This is a genomic window from Bacteroidia bacterium, from assembly GCA_033391075.1.
Lineage (GTDB): Bacteria > Bacteroidota > Bacteroidia > J057 > J057 > JAWPMV01.
In genome coordinates, this window is sequence record JAWPMV010000005.1 from 235,449 (window position 1) to 252,545 (window position 17,097).

Genomic DNA, 17,097 nt, shown 5'->3' on the forward strand with positions numbered 1-17,097 from the left:
TTCATATAATCTGGTCTTTTAGTCTTTCACTAAAAGGCCTGGAATAGATTGTTCTTAATTCAAATTACCGTTAACAAAATGAAGTTATTACACGTCAATGCCGCGCCAAGAAAGGAATTATCCCGCACGCTAAGGGTATCCAGTGCTTATCTCGACTCTTTACAATCTCAACACCCGACCATGGAGGTCAAGCATCTTAATCTATTTGAAATGAACCTTCCTGAGATAACAGGAATGGATGCAAATTCCCTGCTTTCTGTTGTACAGGGAGGACAATTGAGTGAGGAGGCACAAAAATCAAGAGAAGCCAGTTTAGCTCTGGCCCATGAATTCCTCGATTACGACCTCATACTGGTCTCAAGCCCCATGTGGAATTTTTCTATCCCCTATAAACTCAAGCAGTACATCGATCTCATCATGCAGCCCGGTATCCTTTTCACCTATACGGAAAAAGGCCCCCAAGGCCTGGCTACTGGAAAGAAAATGATCATTATCACTTCCCGGGGAAGCGACTATAGCCCCGGAGGTCAAATGGCCGATTACGATTTTCAGGCACCCTATCTCCGCGCCATCTTCGGATTGGCAGGTATCTATGATATCACCTTTGCCCATGCTCAACCAATGGACTGGGGTCCTGAAATGATGGAAAATGCCATAAAAAAGGCTATTCAAGACTTATCGGTAATCTCTATCGCCTAAAGAGAATTTTTCATACCGATCGTGCTAGCTGTTTGAGATCCCTGTCTCACAGCTAGCTTTTTTGTTTTGTTATTAGGATGAAAATGCCAGACTTTAGGTCCTCTCGAATCAGGTTCAAATTACAAATCTTGTGATAAAAATTATCATTACGCTCTTCATGATTCCTGTGGGGTTTCTTAGAGGAGATCCTTTTACCTATGTCGCTGCTCCCAAAGAAGTCCTGAGATAGACAAGCGCAGATGTCATCATGAAGATCGGGCATGCCTTGCCATCTATTGATCTTTCTGGATATATACCTCTTTCTATCATGTCCAGATTTTCGGCAAATTATGCAGCCAAAGTAAAGGCAAAATCGAAACCATGATCCTGGGTTTTAAACACTTTCTACTACCCGTTCAGGATAACCAAGTAAGTAGATGATTTTGCCTCCTCTGCCATTATCAAGTTTGCCACTTTTCCAGGAATAATCCTTGCATCCAAGTGAGGATGTCAGTTCATCCAGATCAGTGGGTGCATACAATTTCAATAAGGCCATAGCTCCATCCAGAAAAGTTACCAGAGGCAAAACAGGCAGGAGGTAGGTGAATATTATGCGACTGAATCGAAAAGGCTTCACAAATGGAGTTGCAAGCAAAACCGTCAGAGGTACGATTACTGTCATCCCAAATACCTGCCAGAGGCTGTCATTATTCCCTTCCACAATTGCCAGAGGATGTCCCTCCGAGGCAATCCGACGGAGCAAATTTCGAGCTTTTTCTTCTTTTAATTTGTGAAAAGCATTTACACTTACATATAGACCTGATTCTTTGGTATTCAGTTCATCTATTTTCTGATACTTTATGGGAATATCGGCGTCCAGCAAGGGAGCTAAGGTTTCAAAACCTGCTCCCTGTTCCTCTTCGATTGCAATGATTTGATCAGCATGTTCGAGGCCTTGCTCAATAATCGGAAGAAAAGGAGCAGCAGCACCAACTTTACCCACAAACCAGCTCATAAATTCATGAATGTTCCTGCTAAGGAAGCCCGGAAACCAGGACTGGTCTGAAATCTGAGGAATATGGATACGTTTCATCTTAAAATTAGGCTTAATTGTCTAAAAACTCTATTTTAGACCAAATGTACTAATTTTTTTAGACCACATGGACTAAATATGAAAAAAACTCCTGAAAAAATTCTGGATACTGCCCATCAGCTCTTCAATGAAGAGGGAGTAGCAGCAGTTTCTCTTAGACAAATCGCTGCGGGTATGAAGATCAGTCATGGCAACCTGATCTACCATTTCAAATCCAAACAGGAGATAATCGAAAGGCTGCATGGAAGAATATTGCAAGCTGCCCTGGAGGAAAATCAAAAACTTAAAGACCGGCAAATGAGTATCTGGACCTTGATTCAGATGGCTCGCTCAGGATTTAAAACCTTATATGATTATCGTTTCTTTATGATAGATCTCAATCTCATCATGCGGGAGAATGAGAAATTGAAAAAGGAGTTTCTGGAGATAGAAAAGCTTCGGGCTCATATGTATCGGGAAGCCATTTCAGATGCAATAGAAGAAGGGATCATGAGAGAGAAAGAATATGCCGGAGAATACGAGCAATTCATCAAGCGAATACGAATCTTTAGTGATTGCTGGATTTCTTCTGCAGAAATTTACAATTCGGAGGGAGTAGAGCAGATTATTGAAGAGCATGTCCAACTATTTATGAATATGTTCTATCCTTATCTTACAGAAAAGGGGAAAAGCGCCTACAAAGAAAACCTATAATAGCAGATGAGATTTAAGGAATTCCTGCCCTCCAAACAGCCTGGCACCTTGATCAGAAATTTTTGGAAATTTGACATTCGTGAGACAGACTTACAGCGATTTCCTTTTCTGCACGAATCTCTTCCAGAAAACACCCTCTCTATTGTTCTGATCAAAAGAGGAGCTTATATGGGAATTCGATATATGGGCATACAAACCAAAAAGTTCCAGCAGGAAATATTTGAAAATGCCTCCCTACTAGGAATCCGTATACATCCCTGGATCATTTCGCCCCAATTATTTCCCCAAAAGTCAAATTTACTCAACATCACAGCCGCCTTTACCCATAAAGCTCATGCGCTGGAAGAGATTCTGCAAACAAATTGGGAGGTACATGAACATCAATTGATTGAAGAAGTAGAAAAAGCCTGCCTGACTGTCTTTCAGGAATATCAGCTGGAAGAAAATGAGTTAGTCAAATACCTATGTCTCCTGCTGGAAAAGGGACAAAAAGTAAAAGAAATAGTCGAAGAGCTTCCTCTTTCCATTCGCTCTCTGCAAAAGCTATTCAAAAGCATAACGGGCATCAGCATGAAACAATATCAAGACATCGCCCGAATCAGAAAAACAACTATTGATCTCTATACGGCTCAAAAAGATCGCTTCGACATCCTCTATACCAATGGATTCTTTGACCAAAGCCACTTCATCAATGATTTTAAAAGAAGGATGGATCGCTCTCCCAGGGATTTCCTCAAATACCACAACTCCTTCGAGATTGACCTGGGTTAATTGGACGCTTTTTTACAATACTTTCTTTGAGGAAAAGGGCAATTTGCTCTTGTTAATCAAATTTTGTCAACAAAAGAACACACAAAATGAATGTAAAAAAGCTAAGCCTGATTTTCCTCATGAGCCTTTTCTCTCTCAGCTTTATCTTCGCACAGGGCGAGGAACAGAAGTCGTCCATAGATGATCTGAATTTTATGATCGGCATGTGGAAAGGAGATGGTTGGATTCAAAGTCAGAGCGGTAGAAAAGAATTCAGTCAAACTGAAAGTATCCGCCCCAAAGTAGAAGGCAAACTTTTGGTGATAGATGGGATCGGTTATGGAAAAGGTTCTCCAGAAGAAGAAGCAAGAGTCATACATAATGCCTTTGGAGTCATTTCCTTTAATGATGAGCTACAACAGCTGACGATGCTCTCTTTTACAACTACGGGAGGTAAAATGGAAAACGAGATGCGTATCACCGGAGATAAAACCCTCGAATGGTCTTTCAAAGATAAGAGAGGAGGGACGATCCGATTTTCAGAAGATTTCACCCAGGAGGGTTTTTGGAAAGAGAAAGGAGAATACAGCCCGGATGGAGGAAAAACCTGGTACCAATTCTTCCAAATGGAATTGGAAAGACAAGCAGACTAGATGCAAGGAAAAGGAGAAGTATTCGTTTAAAGGGAAAGCCTGACAGCTATGCAAAAATTCTTTAGCCTATTTCTCCTTTTTCTCTCCTTCAACAGCACTTTCTCTCAGGAAGTCCATACTGAATATGTGCTTTCAGGGTATGAGGGCGAGCGCAGCTTCCTTAGCGGAAAAGAGGCGCGGGCATTTGATCTGGAAAAAGGAAAGAAGGAACAAGAAAACATCAGTATTCTCAATTACCATTTTGAAGGGGATCATTCCAATCTGTTAAGGAAAGTAACTACCAAAACAATAGAAATAGAATTCCTGGATGAATCGGGCAAGTCTTATGTATTTCTCAGATCAGAGCATCAGGATTCAGATACTGCCCTCTTCTTTTCATTTTCAGGCGAATACAGAGAGTCTCCTATAAGCACAATATATTCCTCCCTCACTGATCCTCTCCCCTATTCTGTTCCTTATTTCATGGGTTGGGGAGAATGCCCGGACGAATATCCGGATTTCATGTCTTATGTATCTTTTGAAATGAAGTATAAGGATGAGGAGGGAAAGTTATTGATGAAAAGAAGGTTTAAGATGGAGGCAGAGAATAGGGGTAAACAGGAAGCTAGTATCCGAATCCTGGATATCTTTGTCTACTAAAATCCTCGTCTTTATTTGTATTTTAGTGCCTCAAGAAGGCTGATATGCAAAGACCTGATTTTTCTGAGATCTCATCTGGAGAGGAATTCAATAAGTGGTATTGGATGAAAGAGGAAATGATGGAGATTTGTAAGGCAGCAGGCCTGCCTAGTAGAGGTAGAAAGTTTACCCTCAGAGATCGAATCATGTACGCCCTTGATCACGATGGTAAGCTCATGCCCGATCCACCAAAGAGGAAGCCTACTTCCAAATTCAACTGGGCAAAGGAAGCGCTCAGTCCAGAAACCCTTATTACCGACAACATTACTTTTGGCCAAAACCTCCGTCGCTTTATGGAAGAGCAAATCGGGGATCATTTTAGCTTCAATATAGACTTCATGGATTGGGCGAAGGAAAGTGCAGGCAAAAGTCTGCAAGATGCTGTCATCAAATGGAAGGAGTTGGAAGCCCGAAAAGCAGACCCCAATTTCCGGACTCAGATCGCCGACAACAATATGATGAATCAGTACTTCCGGGACTTCTTTGGTGAAAATCCGGAAAGAAGTTTTGAAGAAGCAGGGAGGGCCTGGTTTCTTAAAAGACGTATGCCGATGAAAGAGGGCTTTGTCCGCTACGAAAGCTCAGACCTCGATCTTCTAGAATCGCAAACTCATTCCTAAGCCATTGATATCGCCAGTAAGCGGCATAATCGCAACTTTTTTGCGATCTCTTTTGTGAAGTTCCGGCATGATAATACCCATGGCAGAACCGACAACTAGTCCTACAATGATATCCGAAGGAAAGTGTTTCCCCGCCCTGTATCTATTTACCCCTACAAAAATGGGAATTGTGGCAGCCCCGGCATAAAGTAAGTATTTCTTATTTCCGAGTTCGGGATGATAATCGATGTAAACTTTGGCTGCGAAAAAGGTTCCGGTTGCAGTAGTAGAAACATGCCCCGAATACCAGGAAGTTCGCATGTGCCCTCCGGTTTTTCTTTCCAGAGGTTCGCGGGGATTATATACTAAGGGGCGAGCCCGGTCGATGGTGACCCCAGAAGGCCAACTATAGATAGCACCATTGATAAAACCAGCCTCTATATACATCAGCAGAATGTCCATCCAGTCTTTGCGTATCTCAGGATCAAGCCCTAAGAGAAGTGGCATGGCATTGCCAATATTAGCCCCTAAATCCGAAAGCTTCTGACCATTTTCAGCAATAGCAGGATCGATACGCGTAGCCGGACGGTCAAACCAGTTCACATCCTCTGGACCCCAACCCCTAATTTCTTCCTCTGTATAGCGAGCTTTATTCTTGACGATATGCAGGCCGGAGAAATTACCCACACCAGCAACCAGCGTAATTCCCCCATCCAACCAGGGATTTACTTTATAGACCTTTGAAGTTCCAAATCTTTGTCCATAAATATCCGAACAAAAAGCGTAAAGCAGCAGTAGGGCTAGCAGCCATTTCTTTATCTCTCTCATGCTAATTTGTGTTTGCTAAATCTGTATATTTAAATCCTTTAGTCGTGTAGTTGTCCCGACAAACGTATCAGATAGAAGGCCATCTGCACCTTTCCTTCTTTTCCATCTTTTGTTCCTTCTTCTTCAATTCCCTAGTCCTATTTCCAACCCTAAGCTTTCTTCCTCTCTCTCTACCTAAACCACCCACACAAAATGCGACGAAAACTATTCATACTCTTCCTGATTGGTGTCGGCCTATTTCTACTCCTGATTCTTTTCGGGATAGGAAAACGAATGTATGAAAATTATCAACACAAACAGTACGTCGCTGGCCTTTCCCATACGGCTTCTGATCAGGTGCAGGTATTGAAAGATACTGCCTATATAGACTACCTGGATCAAAAACGGAGCTTACGTATTTATTTGCCTCCCAATTATGAGTCGGATACGATCTCTTATCCGGTCATATATTTCTACGATGCGGATGCACTTTTTGACGATAAAGTTCTGGAAGGACCCGAATGGCAATTGGATGAGGTGCTGGATAGTATCTCTAAACTAGGAGGACAGGAAGCCATCGTAATTGGAATCGACAATTCAGAAGATCGCATGACTGAGTATAAACCCTATCCAAGTGAGGATTATCCGGATGATAAGGAGATCAGTGGAGATAAACATGCAGAGTGGTTGGCAACTGATCTTAAAAGCTGGGTGGACAAGACCTATCGAACAAAAACAGAACCCGCATATAATGCAATAGGAGGAGCTTCTTTGGGCGGCATTATGTCTTATTATACCTTGATGAAGTATCCTGAAAAATTCGGACGTGCTTTTGTCTTTTCACCTTCTTTCTGGGTGAATGAAAAAATCTTTTCAATCCATCAGGAGACGGATTCTCTTTCTGCAATGAAGATTTATATGAATGTGGGGGAAGAAGAGGGAAGTATGGTAAGGAATGCAAAAAAAATGCGCGACATCCTACTAAGTCAGGGCATGAAGGAAGAGCAGATAAAATTTGACATTTTTCCTGGCCTGGGTCATGAGCATGAAACCTGGCGGAAAGGATTTAAAGCAGCCTATCCCTGGATTCTGGAATAGGCTGCCTATGCTTATTGCATCACTTTCTTAACTGTATTTTTACCCAATTGATACATATGCACCTCATCTGGTCCATCTGCCAGTCGGATGGTACGCGCAGCTGCAAAAAAGCCAGATAACGGAGTGTCTCTGCTGACGCCCATACCCCCGTGAGCCTGCATGGCTCTATCTACTACTTCCTGGGTCATGCGAGGGGCTACAATCTTGATCATGGCGATCAGGTCTTTAGCACCTTTACTTCCATATTTGTCCATAGCATCTGCTGCGGAAAGAGTAAGTAATCTTGCCTGCTCAATTTCGCATCTGCTTTTGGCGATGTCCTGACGGATGCTGCTAAAGTCTCTGATTGCACGTCCGAAAGCTATCCTTTCAGAAACCCGCACACACATCAATTCCATAGCTCTTTGCGCCATTCCAGTCAAACGCATACAGTGGTGGATACGACCTGGTCCTAAACGCCCTTGCGCAATTTCAAAACCTCTCCCCTCTCCTAATAGCATATTTTCTTTGGGCACACGCACATCTTTCAAATCAATCTCTGCATGTCCATGTGGAGAATCTACCGAACCAAATACTGGCAAGGCTCTCATGATATCAACTCCGGGCGTATTGGCTGGAACTAAAATCATACTTTGCTGAGAGTATCTGTCTGCAGTGGGATCAGTTTTTCCCATGACAATGAAAATCTCACAACGAGGATCCATTGCCCCAGAAGACCACCATTTCCGCCCATTGATGACATATTCATCTCCTTCCCGTTTGATACTGGTTTCAATATTGGTAGCGTCTGAGGAAGCTACTCTGGGCTCGGTCATCAAAAAGGCAGATCGGATTTTTCCATTCATCAAGGGCTTTAGCCAACGTTCCTGTTGAGCAGGAGTTCCGTATTTCGCCAAAACCTCCATATTTCCGGTATCAGGAGCGGCACAGTTAAATACCTCTGAGGACCACATCACTTTCCCCATGATCTCAGCCAAAGGTGCATATTCCAAATTTGTCAATCCTGGGCTCAAATCTCCATACCCTTTAGGCAGAAAAAGATTCCAGAGGCCTTCAGCTTTTGCAGCTTCTTTCAAGCCTTCCATAGCCGGATGGATTTTCCAGAGATTATCCGGATGCTCAATCCATTCTCCATATTCTTTTTCTATCGGATAGATATGTGTGTCCATGAAGCTATTGAGCTTCTCCATCAGTCCCTTTACCTTGTCTGAGTAGTCAAAATTCATCTGCTTGTATTTATAAGTTTTGGCCTGTGCATTCCTGAAATCAGGAGGCGAATATGTTAAGTAATTGTTGTTGTTCCTCTATAGCTGCCCGAAACTCTCTTTGCATTTGAGAAATGAGCTCTGCAACGGGTTTCACATCATCAATGGTAGCTACTCCCTGGCCAGCAGACCAGATTGTTTTCCAGGCTTTTGCTTCAGCCTGGGCAGCATCCAACTCTTTCCCAAAATCGATTTTGGCTTTTAGCTTCCACATTTCCTCAGTTATGCCCATCGCTTCCAGACTCTTGCTCAGGAAATTGGCATTTACCCCGGAAATTGCAGCCGTATACACGATATCTTTCGTTCCGCTTTCCATGATCATCTGCTGATACGCTTCATCCGCACGACTTTCCTCTACATTGATAAAACGTGTACCCATATAGGCGAAATCAGCTCCCATTTGCATCGCTGAAGCAATGTCACGTCCATTACTCATACAGCCACTGAGAATGATATTCTTGTCGAAAAAACTTCTCACTTCCTGCACAAAAGGCATGGGATTGAGCAAGCCGGCATGTCCTCCTGCGCCTGCACAAACAAGGATCAAACCATCCACTCCGGCAGCTGCAGCTTTTTCTGCATGTCTACGGTTGATGACGTCATGAAAAACCAGTCCTCCATAGCTATGTACTTCCTCAATCAGATCTGAAGCAGCCCCTAAAGAAGTAATGATAACAGGCACCTTATGTTTTATACAAACCTCTAAATCCGCCTGAAGGCGAGGATTGGTTCTGTGGACAATGAGGTTGACTCCATAAGGAGCAGCAGCTTTTCCATTAGCTTGTTGATAGCCATCCAATTCTTGTTCTATATCTGTGAGCCATTGGTCGAAGCCTTCCGTTGTTCTTTGGTTTAAAGCAGGAAAAGTTCCGACAACTCCATTTTTGCAGGTCTCTATCACCAGTTTTGGACCGGAGATCAGAAACATGGGAGCGGCAATCAAAGGTAAGCTAAGGTCTTTTCGAAAGGGAGCAGCGTAGTTCATAGCATAAATGTAGGCCTTTTTTAGAGGATTGCTGATAAAACCAAGCTAAGAAAAATCTCTTAGATGATAATTCCTGCCAGTCCTCCAAAGAAGATCCATAAACCGGGCACCAGAGAAATGTAGATGAGGAAAAGGAGGAAGAATTTGAAAAAGGTTTTCATGAGTCCCTGATTATATACCTTTTTGAAAGCAAAAAGCAGGTAAATGAAATGGATAAAAGGGATGTACATGAAAAATTGCACATTATCCATAAACATCAGAAAGAAGGAAGCAAAAAAGAAGAGGAGAAAGAGGAAGGCATGGACATGCAAGAGAAAGACAAAATGCTCTACAAAGAAAATTTTGTGTCGGATATAGACCAAATGTTGAAAGAGGGCAAATATGGGGAGAACCACCAATAAGACAAATGGGAGTTTTTGCAGAGAATTGCTGATAAAAATTGCCGGATTTTCCTCGGCCTCCTTTGCCTTTTCATCCATATAGTTCAGGAAGACATTATTCGTCGTACTGTCTATTCCCAGCCCATCCATGAGACCTATATTGAAGTTCCCTTTATCCAGCTTCTTTATTTCCGGCTCAATCTGTAGCGATATAATAAAGAAGCAGAGGAAACCCATGAGTAGAAAAAGTTGGGGCGGCTGAATATAACTCCTCCGTTTTCCAACGATAAACTCATTGGTGAGAAAACCTGGATTTATGACCAGATTTTTCAGGGTTCTAAAAAGTCGGTTATCGATTTTGAGTTCATCCCGAACAAAATCTCCAATAAACATCCATAATGGAACTTTACGATCGAGATTTTTTTGACCACAGGCAGGACAAAAATTCTCCCCTTCCTGCAATTGAGTTTCACAGTTCGTACAATGGGTGAGTTTTCTATCTTCTCGGGTCGGAAGGCTCATACCTTAAAGATAATAGAAACCTTTCAAGGTTTGAAATATGCAATAAAAAAAAGGACTGTCTCATTTAACAGTCCTTTCGCTCACGTAATTGTGAATAACAGTCGATAATACCCGGCATCGACATTTTTTTGAATTGCTTTGCACACTATTGCAAATGATTTTCCGTAATGTATTAGTTTAGACGGGAGGGTCTTCGCAAACATCACCGCTTGGGTAAAAAAAAATTAAGTACTCGATTTTGAGGATTTAAAAGACCACTAAAACACCCTGCTTGAAGACTAGCTGAACGATGGATTGAGGGCTGAAGGATTCAGTATCAAGTGGGACCCAAAAAACAAGATCCCTCGAGGGTGTTCGAGATTACATATTTTATGTAAGTCGAATTACTCTTGAACTGCAAGCTTCAACACATTCAGATAATTCTCTTCCAAGGTACCTTCTTCATAGAAGCCTCTTTCCTTCAAGAGTTTATGCATCCTGGGAAGGTTGTAGAAAGGAACCGTCATCAGCATGTGATGCTCCACATGATAATTGACATGATAGGGAGCAAAAAGAAGACGTTCGAAGAAATTGGCGTAGGTGGTACGGGTATTTCTGAGAGGATCAGATTGATCCGTCATGGAGTGCTCAGCCATGGAACGGACACGCAAACTAAACTGGAAGGTAGTTAAGAGAGCTCCTATCCAGAGCACATATAACCAGGGAGATGCAAAAGCCCAAAGCAAACCGAAAATGATGAGTTGAGCCAGAATAGGTCCACTCAATTTTTGGAAAAAACCTTTGAAGAATTCAGACCAGCTTCTGTCTTTCTGAGAAATCCATACGGCCTTTCCTCCCAAATTGTACTCCATATATCCCAGATGCATAGCAAAGAGCCCGACATAGGCTTTGATACCGGTTTGCCCACTCAAATCCCGAAAGAATTTACGCATCATGGATTTGCGGCTGGTCGGATACCCTCGTGTTAACAATAGATCAGGATCTTCCTCAGTACCCGTACTCACATGATGTTTCCAATGATAGGGCCGATAATCCTGTACATGGTGCATTACAGGGTAAGCACCCAGCCAGTTTCCAGCAAAATCATTGAGTTTTTTGTTTGTGAAAACTGATTTATGCGAAGCATCATGCATGAGAATGGAACAGGCCAGTTGCTGCCCGCCCAGCAGAAGGAGAGCAATCAAAACTGTCAATACATTCGGGAAAAAGTATACCAGCGCAAACGCCCCTATGATGATCAGCCAATAGTATAAAATACCCATAAAGGCTCGAAAATCATTTTTTTTCAGAAGTTCTTTCCTTTCTTCCAGACTTAAATATGGATTTGCTGACAGTTTTTTCATAGCAAAGGCTTTTGTCCAAAATACAAAAGCTAACTAAGAGTTTCGATTCCCTGGTTTAATAAGTGGGGAAGACGTGTTGGAGTTGAATAGGACTTCTCCCTTCTCCATTCCTTGTTCCTTGTTCTTCATTTATTCTGGGCAAAATAGTATTGTAGTGTTTTAGTGTTGTAGTGTTGTAGTTGTTCTTTAGAACCCGAGCGCACCAGAACACCAAAACACTTCTACATTCTCTACATGAATTAAGTCATTCCTCCAACTCATCATTTTCCCTACCTTTGTCATATGGCAGAAAATCTCAAAGATATTAGTAGCAGAGAGGACATCGAATTACTGGTCCACAATTTTTATGAAAAGGTAAAACAGGATGAATTGATTGGTCCTGTCTTTCACAGATTGGGGCCTGAGTTTTGGGATTATCATACCCCTATTATGGTAGAATTCTGGTCAGGGATTCTCCTCCATGTCGGCAACTATCCGGGAGGATTGATCTGGAAGCATATCATGATTGATAAGCAGACTCCGCTAGAGCCGGAGCATTTCGCCCGATGGAAAAAGCTATTTACTGAGGCTCTCTATAGCACTTTCAAAGGTTCGGTTGCAGATGAAGCCATGACTCGGGTAAAAGTGGTGGAACAGGTAATGATGGCCAAAATAAAAGCCAGCCGCAATCCGGGATTTATTCAGTAATCAAGCCTCCTTGAATCCATTCCACTTGTAATATTCCTCAAAAAAGATCCAACTAGAGAAAAGAAGGAGCAGAAGTCCACACAATTTTGCCCCTATCCCAAAAAGAATGAGTACGAAAAGTGTCATAAACATACCAAAAATCCATTGAATGAAATCCGGTAAAGGCATGGGTTTATAATAAAGCAGGGCAATCCCCAGCATCCATACGCCCATTCCCACTGCATAATAACTTAAGGATTGAAACAAGCTGGTATCGGTTGGGAGAAAGCTATTCCAGAAGATAAACTCGGGTAAATAGATCAATAAGCCGGTGATGAGATAGGAGAAATATCGTTTGTATCGGGGAATGGGAAGATTTCGAAGAATGAAGATCGATTCATCTTCGGCTCGTCTCAATTGATAGGCGTACACACATTGCAGACTTGCAATACACAGAAAAAGAAGATCAAGAGCTTTGGGGGCGAATGGATCATCTATTTCACTCCATACCATCAAAGCTAGTAAAGCCAAACTGATTCCTTTGAGGATGATTACCTGTCTTCTTTTTCGAAACCAAATCATTTGAATCTGGATAAAACTCAAACTCTTTTTGAGTTTACCCTCCATAAAATACTGCCAGCCACTTTTGATCTCTTTTTCATTGGGTTGTTGAATGACCTTCATCATGGCCCAGGCTGAACCAGCGATCAGAAGGCTATGAATGCCCAGAATCGCCCAAATGTGCCAACTTGCATAATAAACGCTATAGCCAGCTATTACCATCATATACAGCATGCCCGGTCCCATTACGCCTAGCAGCACTTTTACCATCACCAAAAAAAGCTCATCATTAGGTAAGGCTCCCAATAGGTATAAAAATCGATTCTCCGGCAAGCGGATGTTTCGCCAGGTATCCGTCAGACACTTTATATAATAAAGCCCGATCAGGCCAGAAACTACCCCGAAGAACAACAGGTCTTTGATCATGCCCTCAATGAAAAAAGGACTAATCAGTAAGGTGGGCGGGCGAAAAACAAAAGCCAGTAAGCTCAAACAGAGAAAAAATAGCAGGAAGTTTCTCCGATAGAATTGCTGGATCAATACCTCATATACTGCTTTCATATTGCAACAATTTTTGGTCGTGAATCCGAAAGAATAATTCTATTGGAATATCGAGTTCAGAAATATCCTGATGGGTCGCCAGCATAATGCTCGAACCTTTCGCTCTATATAATAAGATAAGTCGCTTCAAGGCTTCCTGCGAAACCTGGTCCAGCGTATTGAGAGGTTCATCCAGCAATATAAGTGAAGGACTCCCCAAAAAGGCCAACAACAGAGCCAACTTCTTCTTCATACCGGATGAATAGGAGCCAATTTTATGTTCGAGGTAATCCGTGATTCCCAGAGCGGATTTGATTTCGTCCAATTCTTCCTGCGTCCCGGATTTTAGTTTCATAAACATCTCCACCAAATAGCTGCCGGTCAGGAATTCAGGAAAAAGAGGTTCTGCTTCGCAATAACTTACACGTCTACGATGCTCTTTGCGATCTTTCTGCAGATCGATTTCATCCATGAGTCTGATTTTTCCTTCGAAAGGGATCAAGCCCGATAATACTTTGAGCAGGGTACTTTTGCCGGAACCATTGGGGCCTTGAAGGAGATGCAAGCCCTCAGGAATCTCCACCTGGTCTATTTCCAGGATGATGTGATATCCGTAGCGTTTAATAAATGAATCGAAGCGAAGCAGTGTCATGCCCCATATGTCGGAGGCTAATTGGATTTATTACAGAAGCGCTTGTCCCCTTTCTAGAAAATATTTTCTAAACCCTTCAATTCCTTCTTTTTCTCAAACAGCTCTCTTATTTTGATAAAAAGATTAAAAATATGGTCTCCAAATCCAATCGTGCCGCCCGAGGAACTGTACAATGCGACAATACTACTATGCATTTGCTCAAAGCCAATGACTTTGTAGCTGAAAGCATTCGCAAAAAAATGGAGGAAGAAAATATCCTCCTCATCAACATTGTTTCTTCCCCGGGAAGCGGTAAAACCACGCTGCTTCAAGAAACTGCTAAGCGAATCGGAGATAAGGTAAAAATGAAAATTCTGGTTGGGGATTTAGAAACGGAACGGGATGCAGAAAGACTCAAAGAAGTGGGAGCTGATGCCATGCAAATCGTGACGGGTGGAATTTGCCATTTGGAGGCCCAAATGATTTGGCAGGGGATGGAGCAAATCGACATTAAAGGTATTGACATCCTCATTATCGAAAATGTAGGAAATCTTGTATGTCCAGCCTCTTTTGATTTAGGAGAAGATTATAGGGTAACCCTGATAGCAACTACTGAGGGAGATGACAAGCCCAAGAAATATCCAAAAATGTTCCTGACCAGTGATATGATGCTGGTTTCAAAGTCTGATCTTTTGCCCTATTTGCCGTTTGAGGTGGATGCTGTGGTAAAGGATGCCAGAGACATCAATCATGAATTGGAATATCTGCCTATTAGCAGTTTGAATGGAGAAGGTATGGATGAATGGTGCGATTGGTTGCTGGAGAAAGTAGCCGAGAAAAAAGCTCAAAAGATTGCGCTTTAAGGCAGCATGAAAAGCTGGCAAATTCGATTTAAAGGGATTGTTCAGGGCGTTGGCTTTCGGCCTTTCGTCTACAAACTTGCCAAAAAATACCAGCTTCCAGGAGAAGTCAGCAATGGACCCTCAGGCGTTAGAATTGCCTTTAATTCGGATGAAGTCACAGCTAAAGCTTTCTTTGCTCATTTACAAAAGAATGCTCCACGTCTCTCCCATATTTCCTTTCAAGAACTTGTAGAAATCCCCTCTCATAGCTATGTGGATTTCCAAATAGTAGCCAGCCAGCGGGAAGGAGAAAAAGACTTACTCTTTACCCCTGATTTTGGTATTTGTGAAAACTGCAGAGAAGAAATAGCTGATCCAACAAATCGCAGGTATGGCTATGCCTTCACCACCTGTACCCTTTGTGGTCCACGCTATTCGATAATCCAAGACTTACCTTATGATCGGGAATTGACGGCCATGCATGTTTTTGAGATGTGCGAAAGCTGCCAAAAAGAATATGAGCTCCCCACGGATAGACGCTATTACTCTCAAAGCAATTCCTGTTCAACTTGTGGGATAAGTTTGCGCCTTTGGGATACTAAAGGTCCCCGCTCTTTTCCCTCTGAATCCTCACTCATTTCTCAAGTTATTGAAGAATGGAATAATGGGAAAATCATTGCTATAAAAGGAATTGGTGGCTATTTGCTAAGCTGCGATGCTACCCAAGGATCAGTTATTCAAAAACTACGAGAAAAAAAGCATCGCCCAGGAAAACCTTTGGCTCTCATGTACCCCAGCTGGAAAGAATTGGGAGACTATGATTTCTCCTGGGAGGAGCAAGCAGAACTTCTCACTTCGGTATCGCCTATCCTTTTACTCCGTAAAGGTCCTTCCTATGATTTACCTAAAGAAATAGCGCCTGGATTGGATTCAGTCGGGATCATGTTTCCCTATACCCCTTTATATCAAATACTACTAAGCGCTTTTCAAAAACCCATAGTTGCGACAAGTGCCAATATTAGCAATTCTCCCATCATTTATGAATCTGATAAGCGGGAAGAACTCTTTCAAATTGCTGATCTGATTCTGGACAATGATAGAGAGATCCTCACTCCTCAGGACGATTCTGTTATTCGACATAGCAAGTTTTTCAAACAGCGAATCATTATCCGAAGATCACGGGGACTAGCTCCCACTTTATTTCATAAGGAAGAAGAAAAGAAGGTATCCTATCTGGCTTGCGGAGCAGATATGAAATCCAGTCTTGCCCTTCGCCACAGGGGCAAATACTACATCAGTCAATATCTCGGAGATTTGGGGCATTTTGATACAGAATATTCTTTTCGGAAAGTCCTTACACACTTTGAAAATATCTTAAAGCCTGACATACAACACATTTTCCACGATTTACATCCCAACTATGCCAGTAGTAGAATATCCGAAGAGCTGGCTGGTCAGAAACAGTTGCCTCAAACCGCCTTTCAGCATCATAAGGCTCATTTCGCTGCCATCATGGGAGAGCACAGCTTACAAAAATCCAGGGAACCCATTTTGGGTATCATTTGGGATGGAACCGGTTATGGAGAAGATGGACATATATGGGGAGGAGAAGCCTTCATATACCAGGACAAAGAAATCAAACGACGGGCACATTTAGCCTATTATCCGAGTTTAGGAGGAGATAAATTTGCTAAAGAACCAAGAATGGCCCTCTTTTCTCTTTTACCCAGTCATGAAAAGGTTCGTAAAAAGTTCTCCACCTCTGAATTAAAAGTCTACGACAAACTCCATGCTAATACCCGAATCAAATGCAGTAGCATGGGGAGGGTTTTTGATGCAGTGGCTTCTTTATTAGGTATCTGCGATAAACAGGTTTATGAAGCCGAGGCAGCCATGAAATTGGAAGCTCTGGCAACGGATTATTTTGGTAATAGTCTCGCTTTTGGGGAACATTATGAAATCCCTTTAACTCAGGAGGGGTTTTTGATTAGGCCTATGTTCGAAGAGATGTTGGCAGAAAAAGAAGTAGGAAAACCAAAGGGTAAAATTGCTGCAAAGTTTCACAACAGCCTGGTTCGATTAGTGGAAGAAATAGCCAGAAAAGAAGAGATCCGTAAAATCGCCTTCAGCGGCGGTGTATTTCAAAATGCTTTATTACTTGACTTATGTATGGATCGGATGGGCAAAGCCTTTGACTTATATTTCCACAAGCAACTTAGTCCTAATGACGAAAACATCGCTTATGGACAGCTTATATTAGCTGATTTGTTTAAGGTCTAAGTCCGCTTTTCAGGCAGGACTTAAACAAAAATT

The 17,097-nt window shown here is 42.3% G+C and carries 18 protein-coding genes; 10 read left to right on the forward strand and 8 right to left on the reverse strand.

Features of this window, described 5'->3' with window-relative positions; all coding sequences use genetic code 11:
- The first annotated feature begins 78 nt into the window (after positions 1–78).
- Entirely contained in the window at positions 79–699 is a 621-nt protein-coding gene (locus R8P61_36610) for an NAD(P)H-dependent oxidoreductase (GenBank protein ID MDW3652658.1), read from the forward strand.
- A gap of 373 nt (positions 700–1,072) precedes the next feature.
- Here the strand turns inward: R8P61_36610 and R8P61_36615 are convergent, their stop codons facing one another.
- Positions 1,073–1,771, reverse strand: coding sequence for a hypothetical protein (locus R8P61_36615; GenBank protein ID MDW3652659.1), 699 nt, complete (start codon positions 1,769–1,771; stop codon positions 1,073–1,075).
- Between the two features lie 78 nt (positions 1,772–1,849).
- On the opposite strand from R8P61_36615, the gene R8P61_36620 reads away from it, so the two are divergent.
- The 5 genes from R8P61_36620 to R8P61_36640 all read left to right on the forward strand — a co-directional run bounded on the left by R8P61_36620 (position 1,850) and on the right by R8P61_36640 (position 5,165).
- Positions 1,850–2,464 (forward strand): TetR/AcrR family transcriptional regulator, encoded by a 615-nt coding sequence (locus R8P61_36620; protein MDW3652660.1) that lies wholly within the window; start codon positions 1,850–1,852, stop codon positions 2,462–2,464.
- Positions 2,465–2,470: 6 nt separating this feature from the next.
- Positions 2,471–3,235: a helix-turn-helix domain-containing protein gene (locus R8P61_36625; GenBank protein ID MDW3652661.1), complete on the forward strand. Its 765-nt coding sequence runs from the start codon at positions 2,471–2,473 to the stop codon at positions 3,233–3,235.
- 86 nt (positions 3,236–3,321) lie between these two features.
- Positions 3,322–3,867, forward strand: a complete 546-nt coding sequence (locus tag R8P61_36630) for a hypothetical protein (protein MDW3652662.1) — start codon at positions 3,322–3,324, stop codon at positions 3,865–3,867.
- A gap of 48 nt (positions 3,868–3,915) precedes the next feature.
- Positions 3,916–4,506, forward strand: coding sequence for a hypothetical protein (locus R8P61_36635; GenBank protein ID MDW3652663.1), 591 nt, complete (start codon positions 3,916–3,918; stop codon positions 4,504–4,506).
- A gap of 44 nt (positions 4,507–4,550) precedes the next feature.
- Entirely contained in the window at positions 4,551–5,165 is a 615-nt protein-coding gene (locus tag R8P61_36640; protein ID MDW3652664.1) for a DUF6434 domain-containing protein, read from the forward strand.
- On the opposite strand, the gene R8P61_36645 is transcribed toward R8P61_36640, so the two are convergent.
- Positions 5,142–5,972, reverse strand: coding sequence for a phosphatase PAP2 family protein (locus R8P61_36645; protein ID MDW3652665.1), 831 nt, complete (start codon positions 5,970–5,972; stop codon positions 5,142–5,144). The two genes, R8P61_36640 and R8P61_36645, sit on opposite strands and share 24 nt — an antisense overlap.
- A 192-nt stretch (positions 5,973–6,164) precedes the next feature.
- Here R8P61_36645 and R8P61_36650 point away from each other — a divergent pair, with 192 nt between their 5' ends.
- Positions 6,165–7,049 carry an alpha/beta hydrolase-fold protein gene (locus tag R8P61_36650; GenBank protein ID MDW3652666.1) on the forward strand — a complete coding sequence of 295 codons (885 nt, stop codon included), beginning with the start codon at positions 6,165–6,167 and terminating at the stop codon, positions 7,047–7,049.
- Positions 7,050–7,060: 11 nt separating this feature from the next.
- On the opposite strand, the gene R8P61_36655 is transcribed toward R8P61_36650, so the two are convergent.
- The 4 genes from R8P61_36655 to R8P61_36670 all read right to left on the reverse strand — a co-directional run bounded on the left by R8P61_36655 (position 7,061) and on the right by R8P61_36670 (position 11,544).
- Positions 7,061–8,275: an acyl-CoA dehydrogenase family protein gene (locus R8P61_36655; protein ID MDW3652667.1), complete on the reverse strand. Its 1,215-nt coding sequence runs from the start codon at positions 8,273–8,275 to the stop codon at positions 7,061–7,063.
- A 40-nt stretch (positions 8,276–8,315) separates the two neighbouring features.
- Positions 8,316–9,299: a nitronate monooxygenase gene (locus R8P61_36660; protein ID MDW3652668.1), complete on the reverse strand. Its 984-nt coding sequence runs from the start codon at positions 9,297–9,299 to the stop codon at positions 8,316–8,318.
- 59 nt (positions 9,300–9,358) lie between these two features.
- Positions 9,359–10,201, reverse strand: coding sequence for a DUF3667 domain-containing protein (locus R8P61_36665; protein ID MDW3652669.1), 843 nt, complete (start codon positions 10,199–10,201; stop codon positions 9,359–9,361).
- A 383-nt stretch (positions 10,202–10,584) separates the two neighbouring features.
- Positions 10,585–11,544 (reverse strand): fatty acid desaturase family protein, encoded by a 960-nt coding sequence (locus R8P61_36670; GenBank protein ID MDW3652670.1) that lies wholly within the window; start codon positions 11,542–11,544, stop codon positions 10,585–10,587.
- 282 nt (positions 11,545–11,826) lie between these two features.
- Here R8P61_36670 and R8P61_36675 point away from each other — a divergent pair, with 282 nt between their 5' ends.
- Positions 11,827–12,231 carry a group III truncated hemoglobin gene (locus R8P61_36675; GenBank protein MDW3652671.1) on the forward strand — a complete coding sequence of 135 codons (405 nt, stop codon included), beginning with the start codon at positions 11,827–11,829 and terminating at the stop codon, positions 12,229–12,231.
- On the opposite strand, the gene R8P61_36680 is transcribed toward R8P61_36675, so the two are convergent.
- Both R8P61_36680 and R8P61_36685 read right to left on the reverse strand, forming a co-directional pair.
- Positions 12,232–13,332: a hypothetical protein gene (locus R8P61_36680; protein ID MDW3652672.1), complete on the reverse strand. Its 1,101-nt coding sequence runs from the start codon at positions 13,330–13,332 to the stop codon at positions 12,232–12,234.
- Positions 13,316–13,963: an ATP-binding cassette domain-containing protein gene (locus tag R8P61_36685; GenBank protein MDW3652673.1), complete on the reverse strand. Its 648-nt coding sequence runs from the start codon at positions 13,961–13,963 to the stop codon at positions 13,316–13,318. Before R8P61_36685 ends, R8P61_36680 begins: the two co-directional genes overlap by 17 nt.
- Positions 13,964–14,094: 131 nt before the next feature.
- On the opposite strand from R8P61_36685, the gene hypB reads away from it, so the two are divergent.
- The gene (gene hypB, locus R8P61_36690) at positions 14,095–14,805 is read left to right on the forward strand and encodes a hydrogenase nickel incorporation protein HypB (GenBank protein MDW3652674.1); all 711 of its coding nucleotides are present in this window, start codon (positions 14,095–14,097) and stop codon (positions 14,803–14,805) included.
- A 6-nt stretch (positions 14,806–14,811) separates the two neighbouring features.
- Positions 14,812–17,064, forward strand: coding sequence for a carbamoyltransferase HypF (hypF, locus tag R8P61_36695; protein MDW3652675.1), 2,253 nt, complete (start codon positions 14,812–14,814; stop codon positions 17,062–17,064).
- Positions 17,065–17,097 lie beyond the last annotated feature (33 nt).

Bases quoted from the DNA above. Each gene is read 5' to 3' on its own strand.
- R8P61_36645 (MDW3652665.1), bottom strand. From the start codon at position 5,972: ATGAGAGAGATAAAGAAATGGCTGCTAGCCCTACTGCTGCTTTACGCT.
- R8P61_36665 (MDW3652669.1), bottom strand. From the start codon at position 10,201: ATGAGCCTTCCGACCCGAGAAGATAGAAAACTCACCCATTGTACGAAC.
- R8P61_36610 (MDW3652658.1), top strand. From the start codon at position 79: ATGAAGTTATTACACGTCAATGCCGCGCCAAGAAAGGAATTATCCCGC.
- R8P61_36620 (MDW3652660.1), top strand. From the start codon at position 1,850: ATGAAAAAAACTCCTGAAAAAATTCTGGATACTGCCCATCAGCTCTTC.
- hypB (MDW3652674.1), top strand. From the start codon at position 14,095: ATGGTCTCCAAATCCAATCGTGCCGCCCGAGGAACTGTACAATGCGAC.
- R8P61_36675 (MDW3652671.1), top strand. From the start codon at position 11,827: ATGGCAGAAAATCTCAAAGATATTAGTAGCAGAGAGGACATCGAATTA.
- R8P61_36655 (MDW3652667.1), bottom strand. From the start codon at position 8,275: ATGAATTTTGACTACTCAGACAAGGTAAAGGGACTGATGGAGAAGCTC.
- R8P61_36640 (MDW3652664.1), top strand. From the start codon at position 4,551: ATGCAAAGACCTGATTTTTCTGAGATCTCATCTGGAGAGGAATTCAAT.
- hypF (MDW3652675.1), top strand. From the start codon at position 14,812: ATGAAAAGCTGGCAAATTCGATTTAAAGGGATTGTTCAGGGCGTTGGC.
- R8P61_36650 (MDW3652666.1), top strand. From the start codon at position 6,165: ATGCGACGAAAACTATTCATACTCTTCCTGATTGGTGTCGGCCTATTT.
- R8P61_36670 (MDW3652670.1), bottom strand. From the start codon at position 11,544: ATGAAAAAACTGTCAGCAAATCCATATTTAAGTCTGGAAGAAAGGAAA.
- R8P61_36625 (MDW3652661.1), top strand. From the start codon at position 2,471: ATGAGATTTAAGGAATTCCTGCCCTCCAAACAGCCTGGCACCTTGATC.
- R8P61_36630 (MDW3652662.1), top strand. From the start codon at position 3,322: ATGAATGTAAAAAAGCTAAGCCTGATTTTCCTCATGAGCCTTTTCTCT.
- R8P61_36660 (MDW3652668.1), bottom strand. From the start codon at position 9,299: ATGAACTACGCTGCTCCCTTTCGAAAAGACCTTAGCTTACCTTTGATT.
- R8P61_36615 (MDW3652659.1), bottom strand. From the start codon at position 1,771: ATGAAACGTATCCATATTCCTCAGATTTCAGACCAGTCCTGGTTTCCG.
- R8P61_36685 (MDW3652673.1), bottom strand. From the start codon at position 13,963: ATGACACTGCTTCGCTTCGATTCATTTATTAAACGCTACGGATATCAC.
- R8P61_36635 (MDW3652663.1), top strand. From the start codon at position 3,916: ATGCAAAAATTCTTTAGCCTATTTCTCCTTTTTCTCTCCTTCAACAGC.
- R8P61_36680 (MDW3652672.1), bottom strand. From the start codon at position 13,332: ATGAAAGCAGTATATGAGGTATTGATCCAGCAATTCTATCGGAGAAAC.